Origin of the sequence: Pseudomonas sp. IT-347P, from assembly GCF_949768005.1 — a bacterium.
Lineage (GTDB): Bacteria > Pseudomonadota > Gammaproteobacteria > Pseudomonadales > Pseudomonadaceae > Aquipseudomonas.
On sequence record NZ_CATKPQ010000033.1, the window covers coordinates 265,560 to 291,420 of the forward strand.

At 59.2% G+C, this 25,861-nt stretch carries 25 protein-coding genes and 1 pseudogene; 11 read left to right on the forward strand and 15 right to left on the reverse strand.

Annotated elements, in window-relative coordinates; all coding sequences use genetic code 11:
• Nucleotides 1-13: 13 nt before the first annotated feature.
• From spoT to ACM6IV_RS13990, 4 genes are all read right to left on the reverse strand, one after another.
• Nucleotides 14-2,119 carry a bifunctional GTP diphosphokinase/guanosine-3',5'-bis pyrophosphate 3'-pyrophosphohydrolase gene (gene spoT / locus ACM6IV_RS13975; RefSeq protein WP_064589822.1) on the reverse strand — a complete coding sequence of 702 codons (2,106 nt, stop codon included), beginning with the start codon at nt 2,117-2,119 and terminating at the stop codon, nt 14-16.
• Nucleotides 2,120-2,176: 57 nt separating this feature from the next.
• Nucleotides 2,177-2,440 carry a DNA-directed RNA polymerase subunit omega gene (rpoZ, locus tag ACM6IV_RS13980; protein ID WP_008030604.1) on the reverse strand — a complete coding sequence of 88 codons (264 nt, stop codon included), beginning with the start codon at nt 2,438-2,440 and terminating at the stop codon, nt 2,177-2,179.
• A gap of 167 nt (nt 2,441-2,607) precedes the next feature.
• Nucleotides 2,608-3,228: a guanylate kinase gene (gmk, locus tag ACM6IV_RS13985; protein WP_008078609.1), complete on the reverse strand. Its 621-nt coding sequence runs from the start codon at nt 3,226-3,228 to the stop codon at nt 2,608-2,610.
• Between the two features lie 13 nt (nt 3,229-3,241).
• On the reverse strand, nt 3,242-4,105 hold the full coding sequence (locus ACM6IV_RS13990) for a YicC/YloC family endoribonuclease (protein ID WP_414870438.1): 864 nt from the start codon (nt 4,103-4,105) through the stop codon (nt 3,242-3,244).
• Between the two features lie 270 nt (nt 4,106-4,375).
• Here ACM6IV_RS13990 and rph point away from each other — a divergent pair, with 270 nt between their 5' ends.
• The 3 genes from rph to gltS all read left to right on the forward strand — a co-directional run bounded on the left by rph (nt 4,376) and on the right by gltS (nt 7,067).
• Nucleotides 4,376-5,098 (forward strand): ribonuclease PH, encoded by a 723-nt coding sequence (gene rph / locus ACM6IV_RS13995; RefSeq protein WP_414870439.1) that lies wholly within the window; start codon nt 4,376-4,378, stop codon nt 5,096-5,098.
• Between the two features lie 28 nt (nt 5,099-5,126).
• Complete coding sequence (locus ACM6IV_RS14000) at nt 5,127-5,495, forward strand: DUF4870 domain-containing protein (RefSeq protein ID WP_414870440.1); 369 nt, start codon at nt 5,127-5,129, stop codon at nt 5,493-5,495.
• 363 nt (nt 5,496-5,858) lie between these two features.
• A complete protein-coding gene (gltS, locus tag ACM6IV_RS14005) occupies nt 5,859-7,067 on the forward strand; it encodes a sodium/glutamate symporter (RefSeq protein ID WP_414870441.1) in 1,209 nt (402 codons plus the stop codon).
• An 80-nt stretch (nt 7,068-7,147) separates the two neighbouring features.
• Here the strand turns inward: gltS and ACM6IV_RS14010 are convergent, their stop codons facing one another.
• Nucleotides 7,148-7,927 carry an exodeoxyribonuclease III gene (locus tag ACM6IV_RS14010; protein ID WP_007920349.1) on the reverse strand — a complete coding sequence of 260 codons (780 nt, stop codon included), beginning with the start codon at nt 7,925-7,927 and terminating at the stop codon, nt 7,148-7,150.
• 82 nt (nt 7,928-8,009) lie between these two features.
• Between ACM6IV_RS14010 and pyrE the strand changes: the two genes are divergently transcribed.
• A complete protein-coding gene (gene pyrE / locus ACM6IV_RS14015) occupies nt 8,010-8,654 on the forward strand; it encodes an orotate phosphoribosyltransferase (protein ID WP_414870442.1) in 645 nt (214 codons plus the stop codon).
• 168 nt (nt 8,655-8,822) lie between these two features.
• Here pyrE and argB read toward each other — a convergent pair whose 3' ends face one another.
• From argB to coaBC, 4 genes and pseudogenes are all read right to left on the reverse strand, one after another.
• On the reverse strand, nt 8,823-9,728 hold the full coding sequence (gene argB, locus ACM6IV_RS14020) for an acetylglutamate kinase (RefSeq protein WP_007954443.1): 906 nt from the start codon (nt 9,726-9,728) through the stop codon (nt 8,823-8,825).
• 17 nt (nt 9,729-9,745) lie between these two features.
• Nucleotides 9,746-11,149, reverse strand: a pseudogene (locus ACM6IV_RS14025) (phosphomannomutase/phosphoglucomutase); the annotation flags it as partial.
• Nucleotides 11,150-11,444: 295 nt separating this feature from the next.
• Nucleotides 11,445-11,900, reverse strand: coding sequence for a dUTP diphosphatase (dut, locus tag ACM6IV_RS14030; protein WP_414870443.1), 456 nt, complete (start codon nt 11,898-11,900; stop codon nt 11,445-11,447).
• Between the two features lie 5 nt (nt 11,901-11,905).
• Complete coding sequence (gene coaBC, locus ACM6IV_RS14035; protein ID WP_414870757.1) at nt 11,906-13,114, reverse strand: bifunctional phosphopantothenoylcysteine decarboxylase/phosphopantothenate--cysteine ligase CoaBC; 1,209 nt, start codon at nt 13,112-13,114, stop codon at nt 11,906-11,908.
• Nucleotides 13,115-13,249: 135 nt separating this feature from the next.
• Here coaBC and radC point away from each other — a divergent pair, with 135 nt between their 5' ends.
• A complete protein-coding gene (gene radC / locus ACM6IV_RS14040; RefSeq protein ID WP_414870444.1) occupies nt 13,250-13,924 on the forward strand; it encodes a RadC family protein in 675 nt (224 codons plus the stop codon).
• A gap of 133 nt (nt 13,925-14,057) precedes the next feature.
• Here the strand turns inward: radC and ACM6IV_RS14045 are convergent, their stop codons facing one another.
• Nucleotides 14,058-15,644: an ABC transporter substrate-binding protein gene (locus ACM6IV_RS14045; RefSeq protein WP_414870445.1), complete on the reverse strand. Its 1,587-nt coding sequence runs from the start codon at nt 15,642-15,644 to the stop codon at nt 14,058-14,060.
• Nucleotides 15,645-16,092: 448 nt separating this feature from the next.
• Here ACM6IV_RS14045 and rpmB point away from each other — a divergent pair, with 448 nt between their 5' ends.
• Together rpmB and rpmG are read left to right on the forward strand one after the other, a co-directional pair.
• Nucleotides 16,093-16,326: a 50S ribosomal protein L28 gene (gene rpmB / locus ACM6IV_RS14050; protein WP_007920377.1), complete on the forward strand. Its 234-nt coding sequence runs from the start codon at nt 16,093-16,095 to the stop codon at nt 16,324-16,326.
• An 11-nt stretch (nt 16,327-16,337) separates the two neighbouring features.
• A complete protein-coding gene (gene rpmG / locus ACM6IV_RS14055; RefSeq protein ID WP_003177274.1) occupies nt 16,338-16,493 on the forward strand; it encodes a 50S ribosomal protein L33 in 156 nt (51 codons plus the stop codon).
• Nucleotides 16,494-16,569: 76 nt separating this feature from the next.
• Here rpmG and ACM6IV_RS14060 read toward each other — a convergent pair whose 3' ends face one another.
• Nucleotides 16,570-16,779 (reverse strand): hypothetical protein, encoded by a 210-nt coding sequence (locus ACM6IV_RS14060; RefSeq protein WP_414870446.1) that lies wholly within the window; start codon nt 16,777-16,779, stop codon nt 16,570-16,572.
• A gap of 159 nt (nt 16,780-16,938) precedes the next feature.
• Nucleotides 16,939-17,301 (reverse strand): cupin domain-containing protein, encoded by a 363-nt coding sequence (locus ACM6IV_RS14065; protein ID WP_414870447.1) that lies wholly within the window; start codon nt 17,299-17,301, stop codon nt 16,939-16,941.
• A 237-nt stretch (nt 17,302-17,538) separates the two neighbouring features.
• On the opposite strand from ACM6IV_RS14065, the gene ACM6IV_RS14070 reads away from it, so the two are divergent.
• A complete protein-coding gene (locus ACM6IV_RS14070) occupies nt 17,539-19,032 on the forward strand; it encodes an aldehyde dehydrogenase (protein ID WP_122596715.1) in 1,494 nt (497 codons plus the stop codon).
• Between the two features lie 188 nt (nt 19,033-19,220).
• Nucleotides 19,221-20,366, forward strand: a complete 1,146-nt coding sequence (locus ACM6IV_RS14075) for an MFS transporter (RefSeq protein WP_414870448.1) — start codon at nt 19,221-19,223, stop codon at nt 20,364-20,366.
• Nucleotides 20,367-20,379: 13 nt separating this feature from the next.
• On the opposite strand, the gene ACM6IV_RS14080 is transcribed toward ACM6IV_RS14075, so the two are convergent.
• Both ACM6IV_RS14080 and ACM6IV_RS14085 read right to left on the reverse strand, forming a co-directional pair.
• Entirely contained in the window at nt 20,380-21,948 is a 1,569-nt protein-coding gene (locus ACM6IV_RS14080; RefSeq protein ID WP_414870449.1) for a phospholipase D family protein, read from the reverse strand.
• A gap of 60 nt (nt 21,949-22,008) precedes the next feature.
• On the reverse strand, nt 22,009-23,430 hold the full coding sequence (locus tag ACM6IV_RS14085) for a PLP-dependent aminotransferase family protein (RefSeq protein WP_250605680.1): 1,422 nt from the start codon (nt 23,428-23,430) through the stop codon (nt 22,009-22,011).
• A 178-nt stretch (nt 23,431-23,608) separates the two neighbouring features.
• Between ACM6IV_RS14085 and ACM6IV_RS14090 the strand changes: the two genes are divergently transcribed.
• Nucleotides 23,609-23,854 (forward strand): DUF1127 domain-containing protein, encoded by a 246-nt coding sequence (locus ACM6IV_RS14090; RefSeq protein WP_414870450.1) that lies wholly within the window; start codon nt 23,609-23,611, stop codon nt 23,852-23,854.
• A gap of 144 nt (nt 23,855-23,998) precedes the next feature.
• On the opposite strand, the gene ACM6IV_RS14095 is transcribed toward ACM6IV_RS14090, so the two are convergent.
• Nucleotides 23,999-25,309, reverse strand: a complete 1,311-nt coding sequence (locus ACM6IV_RS14095; protein WP_414870451.1) for an NAD(P)/FAD-dependent oxidoreductase — start codon at nt 25,307-25,309, stop codon at nt 23,999-24,001.
• A 147-nt stretch (nt 25,310-25,456) separates the two neighbouring features.
• Here ACM6IV_RS14095 and ACM6IV_RS14100 point away from each other — a divergent pair, with 147 nt between their 5' ends.
• Nucleotides 25,457-25,810 (forward strand): YkgJ family cysteine cluster protein, encoded by a 354-nt coding sequence (locus tag ACM6IV_RS14100; RefSeq protein WP_414870452.1) that lies wholly within the window; start codon nt 25,457-25,459, stop codon nt 25,808-25,810.
• Nucleotides 25,811-25,861: the final 51 nt, after the last annotated feature.

Consider the following 25,861-nt stretch of genomic DNA (forward strand, 5'->3'; position numbering starts at 1 on the left):
TGTTAGGGTTGCGTTATGCACGCATGCGGGTGATGCGAATCACCCCGGTCAAGGCGCGCAGCTTCTTGATCACGCGGGCCAGGTGCACACGGTCGTGGACGCTGACCACCAACTGGACCACGCTGATGCGACCATCGCGTTCGTCCATGCTGATTTTCTCGATATTGCCGTCGGCTGCGTTGACGCTGCTGGCGAGCAGGGCGATCAGGCCGCGCTGGTGTTCCAGCTCGACACGCAGTTCGACGTTGAATTCGCCGGTGACATCCTTGGCCCAGGAGAGCTGGATGCATTTTTCCGGGTTGTGCCTGATTTCGCTGATGTTGCGGCAGTTGTCCAGGTGCACGACCATGCCTTTGCCCGCCGACAGGTGTCCGACAATCGGGTCGCCCGGGATCGGCGTGCAGCACTTGGCGTAGCTGAGCACCAGACCTTCGGTGCCGCGAATCGCCAGCGGGCCTTCCGGGCTTGGCAACTGTTCGCCTTCGCCGAGCAGGCGGCGGGCGACCACGTAGGCCATGCGGTTGCCCAGGCCAATGTCTTCGAGCAGGTCTTCGATCAGTTCGAGGCGGTACTCGGTGAGCATCGCCTTGACGCGTTCGGCCGGGATCTTCTCCAGCGCACTGTCGAAACCGTTGAGCACTTTGTTCAGCAGGCGTTCGCCAAGGCTGATGGATTCCGAGCGACGTTGCAGCTTCAGTGCGTGACGGATGTGCGTGCGCGCCTTGCCGGTGACCACGAAATTCAGCCACGCCGGGTTAGGTCGGGCGCCGGGCGCGCTGACGATCTCGACCGTGGAGCCGCTTTGCAGCGGTTCGGACAGCGGTGCGAGACGACGGTTGATCCGGCAGGCGATGCAGCTGTTGCCGACGTCGGTGTGTACCGCGTAGGCAAAGTCGACCGCCGTGGAGCCTTTCGGCAACTCCATGATCCGGCCTTTGGGCGTGAACACGTAGACCTCGTCCGGGAACAGGTCGATCTTCACACTCTCGATGAATTCCAGCGAGTTGCCGGCACGTTGCTGCATTTCCAGCACGCCTTTGACCCACTGACGGGCGCGGGCATGGGTGCCTTTCGGCTGCTCGTCGCCGCTGGATTTGTATAGCCAATGGGCGGCAATGCCGTTGTTGGCCATCTCTTCCATTTCGCGGGTGCGGATCTGGATCTCGATCGGCACGCCGTGCATGCCGAACAGCGTGGTGTGCAGCGACTGATAGCCGTTGGCCTTGGGGATCGCGATGTAATCCTTGAAGCGTCCCGGCAACGGTTTGTACAAATTATGTACAGCCCCCAGCACGCGGTAGCAGGTATCGACCTTGTCGACGATGATCCGGAACGCGTAAACGTCCATGATCTCGTTGAAAGCCCGACGCTTGCCGCGCATTTTCTTGTAGATGCCGTAGAGGTGTTTCTGCCGACCGCTGACCTCGCCCTGGATGCCGTCGATGGCGAGGCAATGGCCGAGGGATTCTTCGATCTTGTTGACGATTTCCTTGCGGTTGCCCCGGGCGCGCTTGACCGCCTGGTAGATCCGCGCGGAACGCATCGGGTGCATGGCCTTGAAGCCGAGGTCCTCGAATTCGATGCGGATCGCATGCATGCCCAGGCGGTTGGCGATGGGCGCGTAGATCTCGAGGGTCTCTTTGGCGATCCGGCGGCGTTTTTCGCCGGACAGTACTTCCAGCGTGCGCATGTTGTGCAGACGGTCGGCGAGCTTGACCAGGATCACGCGGATGTCGCGCGCCATGGCCATGGCCATTTTCTGAAAGTTTTCGGCCTGGGCTTCGGCCTTGGTCTCGAAATTCATCTGGGTCAGTTTGCTGACCCCATCGACCAGTTCGGCCACGGTTTCGCCGAACTGCGCTTGCAGCGCTTCTTTGGCGATACCGGTGTCTTCGATCACGTCATGCAGCATCGCGGCCATCAGGCTTTGATGGTCCATGTGCATGTCGGCAAGAATATTGGCCACGGCAAGAGGATGCGTGACATACGCCTCGCCGCTGCGACGGCGCTGACCGTCATGGGCTTGTTCGGCGTAGAAATACGCTCGGCGGACCAGGTTGACCTGGTCGTTGCCGAGGTAGGTCGATAAGCGATCGGCGAGGGCGTCTATGCTCGGCATGATAAATCCTGCCACAAGCTGTGATCCCGCGCCGTGCTACGTCGACCAGGCATAGGCTTAGACGGCCTCGTTGGACTCGTCCTCGAACGCTGCGAACAGCGGCTCATCCTGGACGATTTCCTGCTCGGCGATGAACTCGTAGCTCATCAGGCCTTCAGCGATTTCACGCAGGGCGACAACAGTCGGCTTGTCGTTTTCCCACTGGACCAGTGGCTCTTTGCCGCCGGTGGCCAGTTGACGGGCACGCTTGGTAGAGAGCATGACCAGCTCAAAGCGGTTTTCCACGTGTTCTAGGCAGTCTTCAACGGTTACGCGGGCCATGGTATTCCTCGGAGCGAATGCAATATGCGCGCTGCCCGGTTGGGCGAGCGGACTCAACAGTTTAAAAAATCACCAGCGATTAGGGAAGCGCTGATTTTTTGACCAAGCCCTTCAACGCGCTGCAAGCACCAATGTAAAGCGCTTGCAGCTGTTTTGGGAAGTGCTGATTAGCCAAGCAACTCGGCCAGCAATTTGCCAAAACGTACCTGCTGGCGTTTCTGCTGGAGTTGATTGGCGCGGAAAATCGCCTTCAGATCGTCCAGCGCGTGAGCAAAATCGTCGTTGATGATCAGGTAGTCGTACTCGACATAGTGACTCATCTCGCTGACCGCTTCGCGCATCCGGCCGTCAATGATCTCGTCGCTGTCCTGGCCGCGATTGGTCAGGCGCTGGTGCAGGGCTTGAAGCGAAGGCGGCAGGATAAAGATCGAGCGTGCCTGCGGCATCAGCTTGCGCACTTGCTCTGCGCCTTGCCAGTCGATTTCCAGAATCAGGTCGTGACCTTCGTCCAGCGTTTGCTGCAGGCGGCTTTGCGAGGTGCCGTAGAAGTTGCCGAAGACTTCGGCGCGTTCGAGGAAGTCGCCATGCTCGCCCATCTTCACGAACTCTTCGCGGGTCACGAAGTGATAGTTCACGCCGTCCACTTCACCCGGACGCATGGCGCGGGTGGTGTGAGAAACCGAAACGCGAATTTCCGGTATGGCGTCGGTCAACGCCTTGACCAGACTGCTCTTGCCCGCGCCCGATGGGGCGGAAATGATGTACAGGGTGCCGGTGCTGTGGGTCATGTCGGGGTAGCCTTTACTCAATATTCTGCACTTGTTCGCGCATCTGCTCGATCAACACCTTGAGGTTGACGGCGGCTTGGGTGCTGCGCGGGTCGAAGGCTTTGGAGCCCAGTGTGTTGGCTTCGCGGTTGAGTTCCTGCATCAGGAAATCGAGACGGCGTCCGGCCGCGCCGCCGGATTTGAGCACCCTACGCACTTCGATGATGTGGGTGCTCAGGCGATCCAGTTCTTCGGCCACGTCGCTCTTTTGCGCGAGGATGACCATTTCCTGTTCAAGACGCTGCGGGTCCAGCTCGGCCTTCATGTCGGCGAAGCGGTCGAGGACTTTCTGGCGCTGGGTGGCGAGCATCTGCGGCACCAGTTCACGCAGGGTCACGACGTCTTCTTCAATGGAGGTCAGACGCTCGTTGATCAGGCGTGCCAGCTCCGCGCCTTCGCGCTCGCGGCCAGCCTTCAATTCTTTCAAGCCTTGATTGAACAGCGCTAGTGCGTCGGCATTCAGCGCCTGCGGGTCGGTCGCATCGCCCACCAGTACGCCGGGCCAGGCCAGCACTTCCAGCGGGTTGAGTGCGGCAGGGTTTTTGATCAGGCCGGCAACGGTCTCGGCCGCAGCGACCAGCTGCGCGGCGCGCTCGCGATCGACTTGCAGGGTTTTGCCGGTGCTCTCTTCGGTGAAACGCAGGGTGCATTCCAGTTTGCCCCGGGACAGGCCCTGACGTAGCGCTTCGCGCACCGCGCCTTCGAGGTCGCGAAAAGACTCGGGCAAACGCAGGTGGGGTTCAAGGTAGCGGCTATTGACCGAGCGCAGTTCCCAGCTCAGGGTGCCCTGTGCGCCGGCTTTTTCGACGCGGGCGAAGGCGGTCATGCTGTGCACCATGGCGGTGACCTCGCAATGCAGATCGGCGCAGCAGGGATGTTCCGCAGGCTCGATATCAATGAATTTAAGCCGACTGGCAGCAAAGGCGCAGGATTGTAGCGCAGTGCGGCGAATGCGCCCAAACACACGGTGTGACAAAGGGCTGCAGCCCGTCGGTAACAGGTGTTTCAGGGCCTTCGGTCGTCGCGCGGATGTTTTAACGAGTGCCCAGGCGCGGTGCAGCGCTCTATAATGCTCGGCAGTTTTCCGTCCCCAGTACAGGTATTCCCTATGAAACGTCCAAGTGGTCGCGCTGCCGATCAGCTCCGCTCGATCCGCATTACCCGCAACTACACCAAACACGCCGAGGGATCCGTACTGGTCGAATTCGGTGATACCAAAGTCATCTGCACCGTCAGCGTCGAGAACGGTGTGCCGCGCTTCCTCAAAGGCCAGGGCCAGGGTTGGTTGACTGCCGAGTACGGCATGCTCCCGCGCGCCACCGGCGAGCGTAATCAGCGTGAAGCGAGCCGCGGCAAGCAGGGTGGCCGCACCCTGGAAATCCAGCGTCTGATCGGTCGTTCCCTGCGCGCTGCGCTGGACATGTCCAAGCTGGGCGACGTGACCCTGTACGTCGACTGCGACGTGATCCAGGCTGACGGCGGCACCCGCACGGCTTCCATTACCGGTGCCATGGTTGCACTGGTCGATGCCCTGAAAGTGATCAAGAAGCGTGGTGGCTTGAAGGCCGGTGATCCGCTCAAGCAAATGATCGCTGCCGTATCGGTCGGCATGTATCAGGGCGAGGCTGTGCTGGATCTGGACTATCTTGAAGACTCCGCCGCCGAGACTGACCTCAACGTGGTGATGACCAGTACCGGTGGTTTCATCGAAGTGCAGGGCACGGCCGAAGGCGCACCATTCCAGCCTGAGGACTTGAACGCCATGCTGGAACTGGCCAAACAAGGCATGAACGAAATCTTCGAACTGCAAAAGGCTGCGCTGGCCGACTGAGCAGGTTTTTGACCGCAAGGAGGACGCGATGAGTGACGAGCAAGAGCTACTGCCAAAGCCGAGCCAAGAGGTTCGCCAATGGGCCATGTTTTGTCACTTGTCCGCCTTGTTGGGGATCTGGATTCCGTTCGGTAATTTGATCGGGCCGTTGATTCTGTGGCAGATGAAGCGCGAAACCGACCCGTTTATCGACGCTCAAGGCAAGGAGGCGCTGAATTTTCAGATCACCGTTGCCATCGCATCGTTGATTTGTTTCCTGTTGATGGTATTGATCATCGGGTTCTTGCTGCTGGGAATATTGGCGATCGGCGCGCTTGTTTTGACGATCATTGCCGGGGTGAAGGCCAATGAAGGTTTTCCATACCGTTATCCGTTCACTTGGCGGTTGATCAAATAAACAACGCAAAGTTTTTAAAAGTGCCCTGACATGTCAGGGCATTTTTTTTGTGCAGCAAAATCTGGCTTTGCGGTATGTAGGAATAATCTGACTGCGATGAGTAGTAAGTAACAGATTATATCGCTGGTCTGATTACACTTTTCGTCACAACTGCACTGCTTTGGTAATGATGTATATCCTTGGAATCACAGTGCGGGATTGTTAAAGTTGCCCGGCTAATATTTCTCTTGAAATATTAAGATATATTCAAGCCATCGAAGGCTCTTGAATTCCACAGTAATCATTGTTGAGACAGTCAGCCGGTTCATGAGGTAAATGCAGGTGCACAGTTTGCCTCTGAATATATAGCCAAGAATAATCCCAATGATTCAGCTCGATTTTTACGGAACACTTGTGGCCGCTTCCTTAGTTCTTCTACTCGGACGCGGGTTAGTCAGGCGTGTTGGTTTCATGCGCAGTTACAATATCCCCGAACCTGTAGCAGGTGGCCTGGTAGTTGCCCTGATCTTATTGCTGCTACGAGCATTCGATATTGAAGTTCGCTTTGATACTTCCCTTCAGACACCTTTGATGCTGGCTTTTTTTGCCACTATTGGTTTGAGCGCAGACTTTGCCAGCCTGAAGAAAGGTGGCCGGATAGTAGGAATATTTCTGCTGGCGGTTACCGGGCTGCTGGTGGTGCAGAATGCGATGGGTATTGGCCTGGCAAAAATGCTCGGACTCGACCCTTTGATGGGGTTGCTGACCGGCTCGATCACCCTGGCGGGTGGTCACGGTACCGGTGCTGCGTGGGGCACCGTATTCAGTGAGAAGTATGGTCTGGCCTCTGCTTCCGAATTGGCGATGGCCTCTGCGACGTTTGGTCTGGTACTGGGTGGTTTGATCGGCGGGCCGGTCGCGCGTTTGCTCATCAAGCGAGTGAAGGTGCCCAGCGGCCAGCAACTGGATGCGCCACGATTGCCAAAAGGTTTTGAGCAGCCGAACAAGGAGCGCTCGATCACGCCATTTTCGTTCGTCGAAACTCTGGCGCTGATTGCAGTCAGCCTGTTGGCGGGCAATCTGTTGAATGGCCTGCTGCAAGGGACTGCATTCGAGTTGCCGACGTTCGTGTGTGTCCTGTTTGTAGGCGTGGTGCTGCGCAACGGTCTTTCCGCGTTGGGCTTGTATCAGGTGTTTGAGCGTGAAGTCTCGGTGCTGGGCAATGTCAGCCTTTCGCTGTTTCTGGCGATCGCCCTGATGTCGCTCAAGTTGTGGGATCTGGCCGCGCTCGCGTTGCCGATCTTCATCATTCTTGCGATGCAGGCCATGATCATGGCGCTGTTCGCGATTTTCGTGACATTCCGGGTGATGGGCTGCAACTATGATGCTGCCGTGCTGGCGGCGGGGCATTGCGGTTTTGGCCTAGGCGCCACGCCGACTGCCATTGCCAACATGCAGGCCGTGACGCAGCGCTACGGCCCCTCGCAGATCGCGTTTCTGGTGGTGCCGATGGTCGGAGCGTTCTTCATCGACATTATCAATGTCATCGTGATCAAGCTGTATTTGGCCTTACCGTTCTTCGCGGCAGTCTGAATTCGATCCTGTCTGGAAGTGACGCATAAAAAATGCCCGTATCTTGCGATATGGGCATTTTTTGTACTGCGAAACGACGCTTAGATGGTCAGCGTCCAGTCGTAGTCGACGATCAGCGGCGCATGCTGCGAGAACCGTGGCTGACGTGGCAGGCGCGCACTGCGCACGAAGCGTCGCAGGCCCGGGGTCAGGATCTGGTAATCGAAACGCCAGCCCAGATTGAGCATCTCGGCCTGTTCGTTATCCGGCCACCAGCTGTACTGGTCGCCTTCACGGCTGACTTCGCGCAAAGCGTCGACGTAACCCATGTTGCCGACAATCTCGTCCATCCAGGCGCGTTCTGGCGCCAGGAAGCCCGGGGATTGCTGGCTGTCGCGCCAGTTCTTGATGTCGAGCTTCTGCTGCGCCACGTACAGCGAGCCACAATAAATGTACTCGCGACGTTTGCGCCGCTGCTTGTCCAGGTACTTGCCGAAGTCGTCCATGAGCTTGAACTTCTGGTTCAAGTCTTCATCGCCGTTCATCCCCGAAGGAAGCAGCAAGGTGGCAATACTGACTTTGTCGAAATCTGCTTGCAGGTAGCGCCCGTAGCGGTCGGCCGTCTCGAAACCGAGACCGCTGATGACAGCCTTCGGTTGCAACCGCGAATACAAAGCCACGCCACCTTGGGCAGGGACTTCAGCATCGCAGGCATAAAGGAAGTAGCCATCCAGTTGGAAGGCTGGGTCATCCAGTTCAAAGGCGGAGGCACGGGTGTCCTGCAGGCAGATGACGTCGGCATTCTGTGCTTGCAGCCAACTGAGCAAACCACGCTCGACTGCAGCCTGAATACCATTGACGTTCACACTGATGATCCGCATAAATGGCCCCAAAAATCGCGTGCGTGTATGATACACGGCGTCAAGCTAATTAGCTAAATCCGTGGTATTTGGGGTTTTTTTCATGCAAGCGTATCAGCGCGATTTCATTCGTTTTGCCATCGATCGCGGCGTTTTGCGCTTCGGTGAGTTCACCCTGAAGTCCGGGCGCACCAGTCCTTACTTCTTCAACGCCGGCCTGTTCAACTCGGGTTCGGCCCTGGCGCAGTTGGGGCGTTTCTACGCGGCAGCCATTGCCGAAAGCGGCATTCCCTTCGACGTTCTGTTTGGTCCGGCCTACAAAGGCATCCCGCTGGCGGCGACCACAGCCGTCGCGCTGGCCGAGCACCACAATCGTGACCTGCCATGGTGCTTCAACCGCAAGGAGGCCAAGGCCCACGGCGAAGGCGGCAGCCTGGTTGGCGCACCGTTGACCGGCGATGTGCTGATCATCGACGACGTGATCACTGCCGGTACGGCCATCCGCGAAGTGATGCAGATCATCGCGTCGCAGGACGGCGCCAGGGCGGCCGGCGTGCTGATCGCCCTGAACCGTCAGGAGCGTGGCAACGGTGAGTTGTCGGCCATCCAGGAAGTAGAGCGCGACTTCGGCATTCCGGTGATCAGCATTGTTTCGCTGAACCAGGTGCTGGAATTCCTTGCCGATGATCCGCAGCTCAAGCAACACCTGCCAGCCGTGGAAGCCTACCGCGCGCAGTTCGGCGTTTAACCGCAGAGCACTGTGGGAGCGAGCCTGCTCGCGACGAGGCCTTCACATTCAACATTGATGTGATGCAAACACCGCGTTCGTGAACAGGCTCGCTCCCACAGGGATTGCAGGGCAAAAAAAGACCCCGCTCAGCCAGACTGAGCGGGGTCTTTTTGTTTGCGTTACTGCTTACGGACGCTTGCGGTTGCTGATCAGCGTACCCACACCGGTGTCGGTGAAGATTTCCAGCAGAATCGCATTGGGTACACGACCATCGATGATCAACGAACTGCCAACGCCGCCCTGAACCGCTTCCAGGGCGCAACGAATCTTCGGCAGCATGCCGCCATAGATCGTGCCGTCGGCGATCAGATCGTCGACCTGCTGCGTGCTCAGACCGGTCAACACGGTGCCCGATTTGTCCATCAGGCCAGCGATGTTGGTCAGCAGCATCAGTTTCTCGGCTTTCAGCGCTTCGGCGACTTTACCCGCCACCAGATCCGCGTTGATGTTGTACGACTCGCCGTTTTCACCCACACCGATCGGTGCGATCACCGGAATGAAATTGCCTTTGACCAGCAGGTTCAGCAGTTCGGTGTTGATCCCGACGACTTCGCCAACGTGACCGATGTCGATGATTTCCGGCTGGGTCATCTCCGGGGTCTGGCGAGTGACGGTGAGCTTCTTCGCACGAATCAGCCCGGCGTCTTTACCGGTCAGGCCGATAGCGCTGCCGCCATGACGGTTGATCAGGTTGACGATGCTTTTGTTGACCTGGCCGCCGAGGACCATTTCCACCACGTCCATGGTTGCCGCGTCGGTGACGCGCATGCCATCGACGAAGTGGCTTTCGATCGACAGACGCTTGAGCAGATCACCGATCTGCGGGCCGCCACCGTGCACGACCACCGGATTGATACCCACGGCTTTCATCAGCACGATGTCGCGCGCGAAGCCGGTTTTCAGCTCCTCGCTTTCCATCGCGTTGCCGCCGTATTTGATTACCAGGGTCTTGCCGACATAACGTCGGATGTAAGGCAGTGCTTCGGACAAGACCTTGGCAGTGTTGGCGGCGGCATCGCGTTCGAGGGTCATTCAGGGCTCCGGGTGGATCAGAACGGTAGTTGGAGATCAGGTGCAACGCGTTTCAATTGGGTGTGGAACACATCCTTGATACGCGCAAGTTCTGCCTCGTCATCGGCCTCGAAGCGCAGCACCAGCACCGGTGTGGTGTTGGACGCGCGTACCAGGCCCCAGCCTTTGGCGTAGTCGACTCGCACGCCGTCAATGGTGGTCAGGTCAGCGCCTGCGCCCCACTGCGCGTCGTGCAGTGCATCAATGATGCTGAATTTGCTCTCTTCGGTCACATGGATATTGATTTCCGGCGTAGAAATATCGTTCGGGAAGGTCGCAAACAGCTCTTCCGCAGTGGATTTTTCCTTGCTGAGGATCTCCAGCAGGCGTGCGGCGCTGTAGATGCCATCGTCGAAACCGAACCAACGTTCCTTGAAGAAGATGTGCCCGCTCATTTCACCGGCCAGTAACGCACCGGATTGTTTCATTTTCTTTTTGATCAACGAGTGACCGGTCTTCCACATTAGCGGCCGACCGCCGTATTCCTTGATCAGCGGCACCAGGCGGCGGGTGCATTTGACGTCGAAGATGATTTCCGCGTCCGGGTTGCGCGCCACCACGTCACGTGCGAACAGCATCAGCAGACGATCGGGGTAAACGATGCTGCCAGTATTGGTCACCACACCGACACGGTCGCCGTCGCCGTCGAACGCCAGGCCGATATCGGCGTTGGTTTCCTTGACCTTGGCAATCAGGTCGACGAGGTTCTCAGGCTTGCCCGGATCCGGGTGATGGTTCGGGAAGTTGCCGTCGACTTCGCAGAACAGCGGGATGACTTCGCAATTCAGTGCTTCGATCAAATGCGGTGCGATCACGCCGGCCGCGCCGTTGCCGCAGTCGACCACGACTTTCAGGCGACGGGCCAGTTTGATGTCCTGGACGATTTCGGTGTTGTAGCGGTCGAGAATTTCAACTTGGGTGACGCTGCCCGCGCCGCTGCTCAAGTTGTTGCTCTTGAGGCGCTCATGCAGGGCCTGGATCTGTTCGTTGGCGAGGGTGTCGCCGGCGATGACGATCTTGAAACCGTTGTAGTTCGACGGGTTGTGGCTGCCGGTGAGCATCACCCCGGACTTGCCGGCCAGCACGTTGGCGGCGTAGTACAACGCCGGCGTCGGCACCAGACCCACATCGCTGACGTGGCAGCCGCTTTCAGCAATGCCGCGGATCAGTTCTGCGACCAGCTCAGGACCGGACAAGCGGCCATCGCGGCCGACGGAAACATTCGGCTCGCCTTGGGCCAGGCTCTGCGAACCGATGGCGCGGCCAATCCAGTACGCGGTTTCGGCATTGAGGAATTCCGGCACGGTGCCGCGAATGTCATAGGCGCGGAAAATGCTGTCGGGCAGCTTCGGGGCAATCTTGGCTGGGGTGCTCATCTGCGGAAATGCTCCATCTCGAAAGTGGTGGGACAGACCGACGAATCGTTCGACGGCAGGCTCAAACTGAAGGGTATGACGGCGTTTTCCACAGAGAGTTCGTGGTATGAAAGGGCCATGATGCCTCGGCGGGCGTGGCGTTCGGCCGGCAAAACCTTGATTTACGGTGTTAAACCTGCTGCTGAAAATGCACAAATTTCCCCTGTAGGAGCTGCCGCAGGTTGCGATCTTTTGACTTTGATTTTTACAAGCAAGATCAAAGGGTCGCAGCCTGCGGCAGCTGCTACAGGGTGTTATCCGGTTATTTGGTGCCGGTGTGGCCGAAGCCGCCGGTGCCGCGTTCGGTTTCGACGAACTCTTCAACCATTTCAAAGTGCGCCTGCACCACCGGCACCAGCACCAGCTGTGCCAGACGCTCGCCGACGGTCATGGTGAAATCGGTCTGACCACGGTTCCAGCACGACACCATCAGCGGGCCCTGGTAATCCGAGTCGATCAGGCCGACGAGGTTGCCCAGCACGATACCGTACTTATGGCCCATGCCCGAGCGCGGCAGGATCAGCGCGGCGAGGTTCGGATCGCCGATATACACCGACAGACCGGTGGGGATCAGCACGGTTTCACCCGGTTTGATCACGATGTCCTGATCCAGCATGGCGCGCAGGTCGAGGCCGGCGGAACCCGGGGTGGCGTATTGCGGCAGCGGAAAATCGGTGCCGATGCGTGGGTCGAGGATCTTGGCTTGCAAAGCGTGCATGTAAATTAAACCTGGTTCAGACGTTCGGCGATAAAAGTGACCAGTTGGCGAGCGATCTTGCTCTTGCTGGTCTGGGCGAAAACCGTGGCGTGCAGCGCACGGTCAATTACGCTGCAGGCGTTTTCTTCGCTGTTGAAACCGATGCTCGGATTGGCGACGTCGTTGGCGACGATCAAGTCGAGATTCTTGTCCTTCAGCTTGCGCGCAGCGTAGTCGAGCAGATGTTCGGTTTCGGCGGCGAAGCCGACACTGAACGGACGGTCGGGACGGGTCGCGATGGTGGCCAGGATGTCCGGGTTACGCACCATTTGCAGGACGAAGCCGTCGCCGCTCGTAGGATCTTTCTTGAGTTTTTGCGGGGCAACGACTTCCGGACGGTAGTCCGCGACCGCTGCCGAGGCGATGAGCACATCGCACGGAATGGCCGACTCACAGGCCGCGAGCATGTCCCGGGCACTGACCACATCGATGCGTGTAACGCGATCCGGCGTCGGCAGATGTACCGGGCCGCTGATCAGCGTGACGCGAGCGCCGGCTTCCACGGCCGCTTCGGCAAGGGCGAAGCCCATTTTTCCGGAGCTGTGGTTGGTGATGTAGCGCACCGGGTCGATGTTTTCCTGGGTCGGGCCGGCGGTGATGACAACATGCTTGCCAGTCAGCGCCTGACGCTGGAAGCAGTCCGCCGCGCACTGTGCGAGGTCGGTGGCTTCCATCATGCGGCCCATGCCGACGTCGCCGCAGGCCTGGCTGCCCGAGGCCGGGCCGAAAGCCTTCAGGCCTCGGCTTTCCAGAAGTTGCAGGTTGGCCTGGGTCGCCGGATCGCGCCACATCGCCTGATTCATTGCCGGCGCGACAGCCACAACGGCGTCAGTAGCGAGAACCAGAGTGGTCAGCAAATCGTTGGCGATGCCTTGGGCCAGGCGGGCGATCAGGTCGGCGGTGGCTGGAGCGATCAACACCAGATCGGCCCACTTGGCCAGTTCGATGTGGCCCATCGCGGCTTCGGCAGCCGGGTCGAGCAAGTCGAGGTGGACCGGGTGGCCGGACAGCGCTTGCATGGTCAGTGGGGTGATGAACTCGGCGCCGCCATGGGTCATGACCACGCGTACTTCAGCGCCCTGGTCGATCAGGCGACGAACCAGGTCGGCGCTCTTGTAGGCCGCGATGCCGCCGCCGACGCCCAGAACGATGCGTTTCCGATACAGCCGCTGCATAGGTCTGCCTTTCATTTCGTGGGTGACATACGTGGCGAACCCCCCTCCCCAGGATGAATTCGCCCGCAAAAAAGATGGGCTACGATATCACAGCGACCGCTACGGAACAGCGGCGCCCACAGACAGGGAAGTGCTATGAGTATTCGCGATTGGCCTGCGGCGGAACGGCCGCGGGAGAAGCTACTTGAACAGGGCTCGGGAAGCCTTTCCGATGCCGAATTGCTGGCAATTTTTCTGCGCACCGGGGTCTCCGGCAAAAGCGCGGTGGATCTGGCGCGACATCTTCTGAATCAGTTCGGCAGCCTGCGTGTCCTGCTCGAAGCTGACCTTGCAGCGTTCAGTCGGGAACTGGGCCTGGGGCCGGCAAAATACGCCCAGCTGCAAGCGGTGCTGGAAATGGCGCGGCGACATTTGGCCGAGCGAATGCGCAAGAAGCCGGCGCTGGAGAATCCCCAGGTGGTGCGCGATTACCTCAAAGCCATGCTGCGCCATGAGCCACATGAAGTGTTCGGCTGTCTGTTTCTCGACTCGAAACATCAGGTGCTGAATTTCGAGGCGCTGTTTCGCGGCTCGATCGACAACACCAGCGTGCATCCGCGAGAAGTCGTGAAACGCGCTTTGGCGAACAACGCGGCGGCGGTGATCCTGTGCCACAACCACCCGTCGGGCAACACTGACCCCAGCCAGGCTGATCGGCTGCTGACCAAGCGATTGCAGAAAGCCTTGGAGCTGATTGATGTGCGCGTGCTTGACCACTTCATCATTGGTGACGGTGAACCGCTGTCGATGGCGGAGTGTGGCTGGATGTAACTCTCAAGAACAAACCCTGAACCCTTGTGGGAGCGAGCCTGCTCGCGATGGCGTCATTTCAGTCAACTTATTTGGTGGCTGGAAGATTGCTATCGCGAGCAGGCTCACTCCTACAAGTTATGTGTAAGTCAGGTTATTTCAGGTTGACCCTGGAGTAGTCCTGCCGCCCGAACGGGCTTACCGAATACCCCTGAACATCCTTGCGCGTCAGCGCGTAAGCAGTCGGATGCGCCAGCGGCAGCCACAACGCCTGCTGCTGAATCTGCGTCTGCGCCTGCTCATACAGCTTAGTGCGCACGCCTTGCTCGCTGGTGGTCTTGCCGGCGCTGATCAGCTTGTCCAGATCGGCGTTGCAGTAGCGGGCGAAGTTGGTGCCGGACTTGACCGCAGCGCAGGAAAATTGCGGTGTGAGGAAGTTGTCCGGATCGCCGTTATCGCCGGCCCAGCCCATGAACAGCAGATCATGCTCGCCCGCTTTGGCACGACGAATCAGTTCGCCCCATTCGATCACGCGGATTTCTGCCTGAATGCCGATTTCCGCCAGATCCGATTGCAACAACTGCGCACCGAGGCTTGGATTCGGGTTGAGCAGGCTGCCCGAAGGGCGCGTCCAGATGGTGGTCTGGAAGCCGTCTTTTAAGCCGGCCTTGGCCATCAACGTCTTGGCTTTGGCCACGTCGTGCGGGTAACCCGGCAGGTTTTTCGCGTAACTCCAGGTGTTCGGTGGGTAAGGGCCATTGGCCGCTTCGGCAGTGTCTTCGAACACCGCCTTGATGTAGTTGGCCTTGTCGAAGGCGAGGTTGATGGCCTGGCGCACTTCCGGCTTGTCCAGCGGCGGGTGCTGGCTGTTGATGCCGACGAAAGCAGTCATGAATGCGTCAGTCTTTTCGACTTTCAGCGTCGGTTCTTTCAGCGCGGCTTGTACGTCGAGTGGCTTCGGTGACAGGGCGATCTGACATTCGTTACGCCGCAGCTTTTGCAGGCGCACGTTGGCGTCCGGCGTAATGGCGAAGATCAACGGATCCACCGAAGGCTTGCCGCCGAAATAATCCGGGTTGGCCTTGTAGCGTATCGCCGCGTCTTTCTGGAAACGGTTGAACACGAACGGGCCGGTGCCGATCGGCTGGCTGTTGAGCTTGTCCGTGGCATTGGCTTTCATCAGTTTGTCGGCGTATTCGGCAGAGTAGATCGAGGCGAAGCCCATACTCAGGGTTGCCAGGAACGTCGAATCCGGGTGATCAAGGGTGAACCGCACGGTCAGCGGATCAAGCGCATCGATCTTCTTGATCAGCGCTGGCAACTGCATTGATTGCGCGTGCGGGAAGCCGCTCTGGGCGACCTTGTGCCACGGGTTGGCCGGGTCGAGCATGCGGTCGAAGCTGAATTTGACGTCTTCGGCGCTCAGCTCACGGCTCGGCTTGAAGTAATCAGTCGTATGAAACTTCACCTGCGGGTGTAGCTTGAAAACATACGTCAGGCCATCGGTGCTGACTTCCCAGCTGTCGGCCAGGCTTGGCACGACTTTGCCGCTGGCGGTGTCGAAATCCACCAGACGGTTCATCAGCACGTCGGCCGAGGCGTTGGTGGTGGTCAGCGAGTTGTACTGCACCACGTCGAACCCTTCAGGGCTGGCCTCGGTGCAGACGCTCAGCGCGGCGGCCTGGGCCAGGGGACTCAGCAGGAGCGGGGCGAGCAACAGGGGTAGGGCAGCGAGGCGCATGGTCGGTTTCCTTTTACAGATCGAAGGCCCATCTGCAAGTGCAGTCTGGAAAAGGCCTACCCTAGAGGTCTGGATTACAAATGACTATCCCCTTTTTGCATTTTCCGGGCACAGTGATGACGGTTTTTTACAGTGCGAGGCTCCGCGAAAAGTCTGAATCGCCTGCGAGGGTGATTTTCTGCGACGAGTGGTAAAAATCGATGCCGGCCTTTATCCAAAGCGTTCGCGGGGCAAAAAAGCGCCTTTTTGCCGATTGATTGCACACCGATTGTTGTTGCTCGGAAGTCTTTCTGGTATAAAGCAGCGCTCTTTTCTAGGGGCCCGGTTCCTTCACTGTAGGTGTAGCCGGTAAGACCTCTAAAGAAACGCGGCGCCTGGCGCCAAATGACTGAGAGATTAAGCGGCCAACCCATGCCGGGTTGGGCATGTGGTTTTAGAGGGCTGAGGCATGTCGAGAGTATGTCAAGTTACCGGTAAGGGTCCGGTGACTGGGAATAACATTTCCCACGCAAACAACAAAACCCGTCGTCGTTTCCTGCCGAACCTGCAGCATCACCGCTTCTGGGTTGAAGAAGAGAAACGTTTTGTGCGTCTGCGCGTATCTGCCAAAGGCATGCGTATCATCGACAAGCGTGGCATCACTGTCGTGCTCGCCGAACTTCGCCGCGATGGCAAGATTTAAGGGAGCTAATCATGCGTGAATTGATTCGTTTGATCTCGAGCGCCGGTACTGGTCACTTCTACACTACCGACAAGAACAAGCGTACTACCCCGGACAAAATCGAGATCAAGAAATATGATCCGGTTGTTCGCAAGCACGTGATCTACAAGGAAGGCAAAATCAAGTAATTGATTTTTCCGGACTTACGAAAAAGGCCCGTATCTCACGATACGGGCCTTTTTTGTTGCCTTGAAGCCTGTTCGATCAACCACAGATCAGTTCAATGATCTCGTTTTTTTCGTTGACCAGGACTCTGATGCGGTCCGCATCAGTGCGCAGGTTGTACATGCCGTCCGGCACCTCAAGGCGGTGCTTTGTGACCCCGGCTGCGTTGCGCACAGCGAGCAGGTTGTCAGTAGTAGCAACATCGTTGAGGAAGAATTTAGCGTTGTTGAGATTGCATTGGCTGGACATTGTGCCTCCTTGCGTTGGTTTGAGTTGAGGCACCTATTCATCGAATCAGACTAACCTCCTGGTTTGACTGATCTTTTCTCGATTCCTAAGCGCCCAGCCGAAGTTTCACTCAAACCTGCTGGATATGTCTTACCCAGCTTCGTCACCGTGTGTGTCGGATCAGCTTTTCTGTTCGAAGATCACATAGATCTTGCGGCAAGCCTCCAGCACTTCCCAGGTGCCGCGAAACCCCGCCGGAATCACAAAGCGGTCGCCAACGCGTAACGTCTTGGCATTGCCATCGCTGTCACGCAGCACCGAAACCCCCTGCAGAATTTCGCAGTATTCATGCTCGGTGTAATTCACCGTCCACTGACCCACCGCACCTTCCCACACGCCGACGCCCATCTGCCCACAAGGGCTGTCGTATTGATGAAACACCGCTTGTTCAGGATCACCCTTGAGCACTTTGGCCGCGTCCGGGCGATAGCGTTCGGCTTCGCTACTGGTCAGGCTGATGTCGACGACGTTCTGGATGTTCATTGTTGTTTTCTCCCGTGATGACGGCGCGTTGACTGGAATGGGCCGAAGTCTATGTTTATTAAAATGAACACCGCAAGGCCGTATAACCGGCTTATGTCAAATATATTGAAACAACCCCGGTGGCTGGTTTAGGGTGGCGGGTGCCATGGGCCGAAATGCAGGCTGGCCGGGCAGAATTTTTGAGGACGCTGGCGACGATCGCGCGGCGCTCGTATTGAACAAGAGGAGGACACTCAAATGACCACCCTGACTCGTGCCGACTGGGAACAACGCGCCCGCGACCTGAAAATCGAAGGCCGCGCCTACCTCAATGGCGAATACACCGACGCCGTCTCCGGCGAGACCTTCGAGTGCATCAGCCCGGTCGATGGCCGTCTGCTCGGCAAGATTGCCAGCTGTGACGCCGCCGACGCCCAGCGCGCCGTGGAAAACGCCCGCGCTACGTTCAATTCCGGCGTCTGGTCGCGCCTGGCGCCGACCAAACGCAAAGCCACCATGATCCGTTTTGCCGGCCTGCTCAAGCAGCACGCCGAAGAACTGGCCCTGCTCGAAACCCTCGACATGGGCAAGCCGATCAGCGATTCGCTGTACATCGACGTTCCGGGCGCGGCGCAGGCGCTGAGCTGGAGCGGTGAAGCGATCGACAAGATCTACGACGAAGTGGCGGCCACACCGCACGACCAACTGGGTCTGGTGACCCGCGAGCCAGTGGGCGTGGTCGGTGCCATCGTGCCGTGGAACTTCCCTTTGATGATGGCGTGCTGGAAACTCGGCCCGGCGCTGTCGACCGGTAACTCGGTGATCCTCAAACCGTCGGAAAAATCCCCGCTGACCGCCATCCGCATCGCTGCCCTGGCCGTTGAGGCCGGTATTCCGAAAGGCGTGCTCAACGTGCTGCCGGGCTACGGTCACACCGTCGGCAAGGCGCTGGCGCTGCACAACGATGTCGACACACTGGTGTTCACCGGTTCGACCAAGATCGCCAAGCAATTGATGATCTACTCCGGCGAATCGAACATGAAGCGTGTCTGGCTGGAAGCTGGCGGCAAGAGCCCGAACATCGTCTTTGCCGATGCTCCTGACCTGCAAGCCGCCGCCGAGTCCGCCGCGAGCGCCATCGCCTTCAACCAGGGCGAAGTCTGCACCGCCGGTTCGCGTCTGCTGGTCGAGCGTTCGATCAAGGATAAATTCCTGCCGATGGTGATCGAGGCGCTGAAAACCTGGAAGCCGGGCAATCCGCTGGATCCGGCGACCAACGTCGGCGCGTTGGTGGATACCCAGCAGATGAACACGGTGCTGTCGTACATCGAATCCGGTCACACCGATGGCGCCAAACTGGTGGCTGGCGGTAAACGCATTCTGCAGGAAACCGGTGGCACTTACGTTGAACCGACGATTTTCGACGGCGTGAGCAACGCGATGAAGATCGCTCAGGAAGAGATCTTCGGCCCGGTACTGTCGGTCATTGCTTTCGATACGGCTGAAGAAGCCATTCAGATCGCCAACGACACGCCGTACGGCCTGGCCGCCGCCGTGTGGACCCAGGACATCTCCAAAGCGCACCTGACCGCCAAGGCACTGCGTGCCGGCAGCGTGTGGGTCAACCAGTACGATGGTGGTGACATGACTGCGCCGTTCGGCGGCTTCAAGCAGTCGGGTAATGGCCGCGATAAATCGCTGCATGCGTTCGACAAGTACACCGAGCTGAAAGCGACGTGGATCAAGCTGTAAGCCGCTGAGGGGAACCTGATTCAATCAGGCTCCCAAACCAGACAGAGATCCCCTGTGGGAGCGAGCTTGCTCGCGAAGGCGGTGTATCAGTCAGCCCATGTGCTGAATGTGAAACCGCTTTCGCGAGCAAGCTCGCTCCCACAGTGGTTTTGTGGTGCACATAATAATTATCCACAGGAGCGTGGAACATGCGGTGGGCGACGTATTTCGCCGTGTTGGCGTCTGTCCTGAGTGTCGGCCTGGCCCTGGGGGTCAGCATGCCGTTGGTGTCGTTGCGCCTGGAGAGTTGGGGCTATGGCTCCTTCGCCATTGGTGTGATGGCGGCGATGCCGGCGATTGGCGTGTTGTTGGGCGCGAAGATTTCCAGCCATCTGGCGGCGCGCTTCGGTACGGCAAATCTGATGCGCCTGTGCCTGTGGGCGGGGGCGTTATCGATCGGTCTGTTGGCGCTGCTGCCGAGCTACCCGATATGGCTGGTGTTACGGCTGATGATCGGGGTGATCCTGACCATCGTGTTCATTCTCGGCGAGAGCTGGATCAATCAACTGGTGGTCGAGAACTGGCGCGGGCGATTGGTGGCGCTGTATGGCAGCAGCTATGCGTTGAGCCAACTGTCGGGTCCGTTGCTGTTGGGCGCGCTGGGCACCGAGCAGGATTACGGCTTCTGGGTCGGCGTTGCGTTGCTGTTGCTGGCGCCATTGCTGTTGCTGGGCCGCAGCGGTGCGCCGAGCAGTGAGGCCAACAGCGTAACGTTCCGCGAATTGTGGGGCTTTGCCCGTGAGTTGCCGGCGATTGCCTGGGCGGTGTCGTTGTTCGCCGCATTCGAGGCGATGATCCTGACGCTGTTGCCGGTGTATTGCCTGCAACAGGGCTTCACTGCCGAGATCGCGCTGGCGATGGTCAGTACCGTGGTGGTGGGCGATGCGCTGCTGCAATTGCCGATTGGCGCGTTGGCGGATTACCTGTCGCGACGCACACTGTTCACCGGGTGCGCAGTGATCCTGATGCTGTCGAGCCTGGCGATTCCAATGTTGATCGACACGCTGTTGATCTGGCCGCTGTGGGTGCTGTTCGGTGCCAGCGCCGGCGGGCTGTTTACCCTGTCACTGATCCTGATCGGCGAGCGTTATCGCGACGATGCGCTGGTGCGCGCCAATGCCCATATTGCGCAGCTGTGGGGGGTTGGCTGTCTGATCGGGCCTTTGATGGCGGGGGCGGGCAGCCAGTGGATCAGCGGGCATGCGTTGCCGCTGTTGATGGCGGTTGGAGCGTTCGGGTTGGTGCTGCTGCTTCTGCGCCAGGGTGCGTTTGGCGCAGTTACTGAGCCTGCCTGAGATCTTTTGCTTTTCAAAGCATCCGCTCAAGGCCGACCGTGGTGCTGAACCACGCATTGAAGCGCCGCCACCAACTTCCCGGTTCTTTGTTCAGCGTATGCATCTGGCCATTGTCCTCGGTGACCCAGACGATCTGGCCATCTTGCAGTTTCGCCTGATAACTCAACGCCGGCGCCATACCTTGCAAGGCCAGTTCGCGCACATGCTCAGCCAGTTCGGGGCTGTCGACCAAGACCCCGACTTCGGTGTTCCACAGTACCGAGCGCGGGTCGAAGTTGAATGAGCCGATAAACGATTTCTGCCGATCAAAGATCATCGCTTTGCTGTGCAGGCTTGAATCGGAGCCGCGAAACGACTTGCTATAGAAAACATGCGGGCCGCTACCGCCACCGTCTCCAGGCTGGCGTCGCAGTTCATAGAGTTTTACCCCATGCTCCAGCAGCGCCTTGCGATACGGCGCATAGCCTCCGTGCACCGCTGGCACGTCCGTCGCTTCCAGTGAGTTGGTCAGCAGACTGACAGACACCCCCGCATCGGCGCGCCCGGTCAGATACACCAGCCCTGGCTGCCCCGGTACAAAGTATGCGGAGATCATGATCAGTTCTTTGTTGACGCCAGTGAGTTCGGGCGCCAACTGCGTGGTCAGCAGCAATTGCGGATCCGGCTCACCCTTGGCCAGCACCTTGCTCGGCGCATCCCACAACGCCTGATTCCACGCCCAGATCAGCTCCTTGCGCCAGATGTCCATGCGCGGCGCGGTCTTGAACGTCATCAACTGCTGGTACAGCGCGTGATTCTGCTTGCGGGTTTCCTCCAGCGATTCTTCAAGACGCGTGCGGGTGTTCTCCAGGTCCTTGGCGGTCGGTTGGCTGGAGAGGAATTCGTCGATCGGTTTGCTCAGCGCGCTGTTCCAGTATTGGTCAAAACTGTGCCCGAGCTGTTCGGCCACCGGCCCGACGCTGAGCATGTCGATGTCGGTGAAATTCAGGTTCGGCTCGGCGTCGAAATATTCATCTCCCAAATTGCGCCCGCCAACGATGGCCACGCTGTTGTCCGCCAGCCACAGCTTGTTGTGCATGCGCCGGTGTTGCAGCGACAGGTTGAACAAGCGGCCCGCCGCGCGGGTGACGCCGGTGCTGCGGCCCAGGTGCAGCGGGTTGAACAGGCGGATCTGGATCTGCGGATGAGCTGCCAGTGTGGCGATGATCTGGTCCAGACCATCACTGGTGGTGTCATCGAGCAGAATGCGCACGCGCACACCACGGTCGGCCGCCTTGAGCAGTTCCTCTACCAGCATTCGCGTACTGATGCCGTCGTGAACGATGTAGTACTGCAGATCAAGACTGGTCTGGGCGTTGCGGATCAGCTCGGCGCGAGCGGTGAATGCTTCGCTGCTGTTGGACAGCAGGCGAAAACCCGAGCGGCCCTGGTAGGGCGCCGCTTGCGCCTGAATCGAGCGACCGAAGCTGGAGTCGGACGCTGGCAACGCCTGACTGGGCTCACGCGGAATATCGAGACTGGAACAGCCGCTCAGAAACGAGGCGAGTAACAGCAAAGCGAGTAGGGGCTGTCTGAAGCTCACGTAGGATCATTCCGGTTGGCGGCAAGGGTCGGCATATGGACGCGGTTCTCTGGAAAAAAGTCAGTCGGCTTCGGCCAATAATCTGATAGCCGTCGCGCCGACCTTGCGCACGGCCTCTTCGATCTGCGCTGTCGGTTTGGCAGCGTAGTTCATCCGCAGGCAATTGCGGTATTTGCCCGAGGCGGAAAAGATGCTGCCGACGGCGATCTGTACGCCCTGGTCGTGCAACTCACGATTCAGTTTCAGGGTGTCGAAACCTTCCGGTAATTCGACCCACAACATGAAGCTGCCTTGCGGTCGGCTGGCGCGGGTGCCCGCCGGGAAATAGCGGGTCACCCAGTCGATCATCAGGTCGCGACTGCGCTGGTACTGCGTGCGCATACGGCGCAAATGCGGTTCGAAATGGCCGGCCTTGAGAAATTCGGCGATGGCGATCTGTGGCTGCGGCGCGGTCGAGCCGGTGCTGATGTATTTCATGTGCAGCACCCGCTCGAGGTACCTGCCCGGGGCGACCCAGCCAATGCGCAGCCCCGGCGCCAGGGTCTTGGAAAACGAACTGCACAGCAGCACGCGGCCGTCCTCATCGAAGGATTTGATCGTGCGCGGGCGCGGGTAGGTATAGGACAGTTCGCCGTACACATCGTCCTCGATGATCGCCACGTCGAAACGCTGCGCGAGGTTGAGCAGGGCGCGTTTGCGTGACTCCGGCATGATGTAGCCGAGCGGGTTGTTGCAGTTGGGCGTGAGCTGGATGACCTTGATCGGCCATTGTTCCAGCGCCAGTTCCAGCGCTTCGAGGCTGATCCCTGTGAGTGGGTCAGTGGGTATTTCCAGGGCTTTCATGCCCAGGCCTTTGAGGGTCTGCATGGCGCCGTGAAAGCTCGGTGAATCCACCGCGACGATGTCGCCCGGCTCGCAGATCGCGTGGATGCTGGTGGACAGCGCTTCATGGCAACCGGTGGTGATCACCAGATCGCTGGCGCTCAACTGGCAGCCGGAGTCGAGCATCAGTCGGGCGATCTGTTCGCGCAGTTCGAGGGTGCCGTGGATGTTGTCGTAATACAGGCCGGGCATGTCCTGACGGCGGCTGATCCGCGCCAAACCGCGCAACAGTGGTTTCATCGTCGGCGAGCTGATGTCGGGCATGCCGCGACCCAGTTGCACGACATCCTTGCGCGGCACCGCGCGAATCAACTCCAGCACCTGATCCCACTGCGAAATCTCCACCGGCCGTTGGGCCGGACGGCCGACGGCGGGCAGCTCCGGCAGTTCGCGGCCGACCGGCACAAAGTAGCCGGACTTGGGTTTCGGCGTGGCCAGGCCACTGTCCTCGAGCATGCGATAGGCCTGCTGCACGGTGCTCAGGCTGACCCCGTGTTCGACGCTCAAGGCGCGCACCGAGGGCAGCCGGTCACCCGGGCGATAGAAGCCGTTTTCGATGCGCGTGCCGAGCAATTCGGCGAGATTTACATAAAGGGTCATGGCGCTGCCTCGGTGCGGTGATTCGATAAACCAGTACAGATGCGGCAGAAATCGACAATTCAGTCTTCAGGGCGGCAAATCTGTATGGAGTTAATACAGTTGCTTTGAATCTGTAACGGTTTTGCTCGCCCGCGCATCATGGAATCTCTGGCTACCCAAGTAAACAGGAGCAACGAAAATGAACGGCTTGAGCGATGTGCGGCTGACGTTACACAGTCAGGAACTGGCGGCAGGGCGGAGGGACAGTGCACGCAATGAGATGTTGCGTAATGCACCGTCCGGCCTGAGTCGCTGGGGTCTGTTCTGGCATCGTCTGCACACGCGCAAGGCGTTGCTGGTACTGACGGCGGATCAGCTCAAGGACATCGGGCTGACCCGTGAGCAGGCGCAGGAGGAGGGGTTGAAACCGTTCTGGCGGATCTGAGATCTGTATTGTTCTTGCCGGCCCTTTCGCGAGCAAGCTCGCTCCCACAGGGGATCTATGGTGGATGGGAAACTTGTATCCACTGAAGATTAATGTGGGAGCGAGCTTGCTCGCGAAGGCGTTCTTAGGGTCGCTGAAAAGCTGTCAGACCAACTCTTTCATCCGGTGCCACAACATCCCCAACGCCAACAACGGCGAGCGCAAATGCTTGCCGCCCGGGAAGGTGATGTGTGGCACCTTGGCAAACAGATCAAAGCCTCCGCTGTGCTGCCCGCTGATCGCCTCGGCCAGCAACTTGCCCGCCAGGTGCGTGGCATTCACGCCGTGGCCTGAGTAGGCCTGGGCGTAATACACGTTCGGCTGATCATTGAGCCGGCCAATCTGCGGCAAGCGGTTGGCGCCGATACCGATCATGCCACCCCACTGATAATCGATCTTCACCCCGGCCAGTTGCGGAAACACCTCGAGCATCTTCGGTTGCATGTACGCGGCGATGTCTTTCGGATCACGCCCCGAATAATGGCAGGCACCGCCAAACAACAAGCGCCGATCCGCCGAGAGTCGGTAGTAATCCAGCGCCACACGCTGGTCGCAGACCGCCATGTTTTGCGGCAGCAGGTTATGCGCCTGTTCTTCGCTCAACGGTTCAGTGGCGATGATGTAGCTGCCGGCGGGCAGGACTTTGCCGCTGAGTTGCGGGTTCAGGTCGTTGAGATAGGCGTTGCAGCCGAGCACCAGCGTTTTTGCCCGTACCGAGCCTTGCTCCGTGTGTACCTTCACTTCCGGGCCGTAGTCGATACGGGTAACTGCCGAATGTTCGAACAGCTTCACACCCGATTGTTGTGCCGCTGCGGCCTCACCCAAGGCCAGGTTCAGCGGATGCAGATGACCGGAGCCCATGTCGATCAAGCCGCCAACGTAGCGTGTGGAGCCGACCACCGTGTGCATCTCGTCGGCTTGCAGCAAGCGGGTTTCGTAGCGATAACCGAGGCCACGCAATTCTTCGGCGTCTTCGGCAAAGCCTTCGAGGTCGGACGGTTTGTTGGCGAGGTCGCAGTAGCCCCAGGTCAAATCACAGGCGATCTGAAAACGCTCGACGCGCTGGCGAACGATTTCCACCGCTTCCAGGCCCATCCGTTTCATCTCGCGCACGCCGTCGGCGCCGATGACGTTGGCGAACTGATCAAGACCGTGTCCGACCCCGCGAATCAATTGCCCGCCGTTGCGGCCGCTGGCGCCCCAGCCGATCTTGTGTGCTTCCAGCAACACCACGCTGAGGCCGCGTTCAGCCAGTTCCAGCGCCGTGTTCAACCCGGAAAAGCCGCCGCCGACCACGCAGACATCGGCCAGCACTTCGCCTTGCAGCAGCGGGTGATCGGGCTGCGGCAGGCTGCTGGCGGCGTAGTAAGAGGCAACGTGGGGTTGGCTCGCGGAGGTATAGGCGCGGGCAGTCATGGGCGTCATCCAACGGCTAAGTGTCGAGAAAATTTGACGGAGCATAAGCCGCACGCCCGAACGTGGGCAACATTGGTCGGTCTGTGGTGCCTGGATCGCGGCTTTTGCGGCACAATTGCCGCCTCTTCCTCCTCGGTCACCGCTGCAATGAGCTGCAACAGCCAGAAAATCCGTACCTTGCGTCAGCAGATTCCCTCGTTCGAGTGTGTGCCCGGCTGTCACGATTGCTGCGGCCCGGTCACCACCTCGCCCGAGGAAATGGCGCGTTTGCCGCGCAAGACCCGCGCCGAGCAGGATGCAGCGATGCAAGAGCTCAACTGTGTGCATCTGGGGCCGAATGGCTGCACGGTGTATGAAGAGCGGCCGTTGATTTGCCGGTTGTTCGGCACGACCAAGACCTTGCCTTGCCCGAATGAGCGGCGGCCGGTCGAGCTGATTCATCCGCGGGTCGAGAAGCAGATATTCGATTACATGGCGGCGAATCGGCAGGTGTTGGTGTAACGCGTTCACTCGGTACCGAGTTGACGCCATCGCGAGCAGGCTCACTCCTAC

Bases quoted from the DNA above. Each gene is read 5' to 3' on its own strand.
- argB (WP_007954443.1), bottom strand. From the start codon at position 9,728: ATGACCCTCGAACGCGATGCCGCCGCCAACACTGCCAAGGTCTTGTCC.
- ACM6IV_RS14065 (WP_414870447.1), bottom strand. From the start codon at position 17,301: ATGAACATCCAGAACGTCGTCGACATCAGCCTGACCAGTAGCGAAGCC.
- gltS (WP_414870441.1), top strand. From the start codon at position 5,859: ATGATTCAGCTCGATTTTTACGGAACACTTGTGGCCGCTTCCTTAGTT.
- ACM6IV_RS14100 (WP_414870452.1), top strand. From the start codon at position 25,457: ATGAGCTGCAACAGCCAGAAAATCCGTACCTTGCGTCAGCAGATTCCC.
- ACM6IV_RS14075 (WP_414870448.1), top strand. From the start codon at position 19,221: ATGCGGTGGGCGACGTATTTCGCCGTGTTGGCGTCTGTCCTGAGTGTC.
- spoT (WP_064589822.1), bottom strand. From the start codon at position 2,119: ATGCCGAGCATAGACGCCCTCGCCGATCGCTTATCGACCTACCTCGGC.
- ACM6IV_RS14045 (WP_414870445.1), bottom strand. From the start codon at position 15,644: ATGCGCCTCGCTGCCCTACCCCTGTTGCTCGCCCCGCTCCTGCTGAGT.
- rpoZ (WP_008030604.1), bottom strand. From the start codon at position 2,440: ATGGCCCGCGTAACCGTTGAAGACTGCCTAGAACACGTGGAAAACCGC.
- coaBC (WP_414870757.1), bottom strand. From the start codon at position 13,114: ATGCAGCGGCTGTATCGGAAACGCATCGTTCTGGGCGTCGGCGGCGGC.
- ACM6IV_RS14060 (WP_414870446.1), bottom strand. From the start codon at position 16,779: ATGTCCAGCCAATGCAATCTCAACAACGCTAAATTCTTCCTCAACGAT.
- pyrE (WP_414870442.1), top strand. From the start codon at position 8,010: ATGCAAGCGTATCAGCGCGATTTCATTCGTTTTGCCATCGATCGCGGC.
- dut (WP_414870443.1), bottom strand. From the start codon at position 11,900: ATGCACGCTTTGCAAGCCAAGATCCTCGACCCACGCATCGGCACCGAT.
- ACM6IV_RS13990 (WP_414870438.1), bottom strand. From the start codon at position 4,105: ATGGTGCACAGCATGACCGCCTTCGCCCGCGTCGAAAAAGCCGGCGCA.
- rph (WP_414870439.1), top strand. From the start codon at position 4,376: ATGAAACGTCCAAGTGGTCGCGCTGCCGATCAGCTCCGCTCGATCCGC.
- gmk (WP_008078609.1), bottom strand. From the start codon at position 3,228: ATGACCCACAGCACCGGCACCCTGTACATCATTTCCGCCCCATCGGGC.
- radC (WP_414870444.1), top strand. From the start codon at position 13,250: ATGAGTATTCGCGATTGGCCTGCGGCGGAACGGCCGCGGGAGAAGCTA.
- ACM6IV_RS14095 (WP_414870451.1), bottom strand. From the start codon at position 25,309: ATGACTGCCCGCGCCTATACCTCCGCGAGCCAACCCCACGTTGCCTCT.
- rpmB (WP_007920377.1), top strand. From the start codon at position 16,093: ATGTCGAGAGTATGTCAAGTTACCGGTAAGGGTCCGGTGACTGGGAAT.
- ACM6IV_RS14090 (WP_414870450.1), top strand. From the start codon at position 23,609: ATGAACGGCTTGAGCGATGTGCGGCTGACGTTACACAGTCAGGAACTG.
- ACM6IV_RS14000 (WP_414870440.1), top strand. From the start codon at position 5,127: ATGAGTGACGAGCAAGAGCTACTGCCAAAGCCGAGCCAAGAGGTTCGC.
- ACM6IV_RS14070 (WP_122596715.1), top strand. From the start codon at position 17,539: ATGACCACCCTGACTCGTGCCGACTGGGAACAACGCGCCCGCGACCTG.
- ACM6IV_RS14085 (WP_250605680.1), bottom strand. From the start codon at position 23,430: ATGACCCTTTATGTAAATCTCGCCGAATTGCTCGGCACGCGCATCGAA.
- rpmG (WP_003177274.1), top strand. From the start codon at position 16,338: ATGCGTGAATTGATTCGTTTGATCTCGAGCGCCGGTACTGGTCACTTC.
- ACM6IV_RS14010 (WP_007920349.1), bottom strand. From the start codon at position 7,927: ATGCGGATCATCAGTGTGAACGTCAATGGTATTCAGGCTGCAGTCGAG.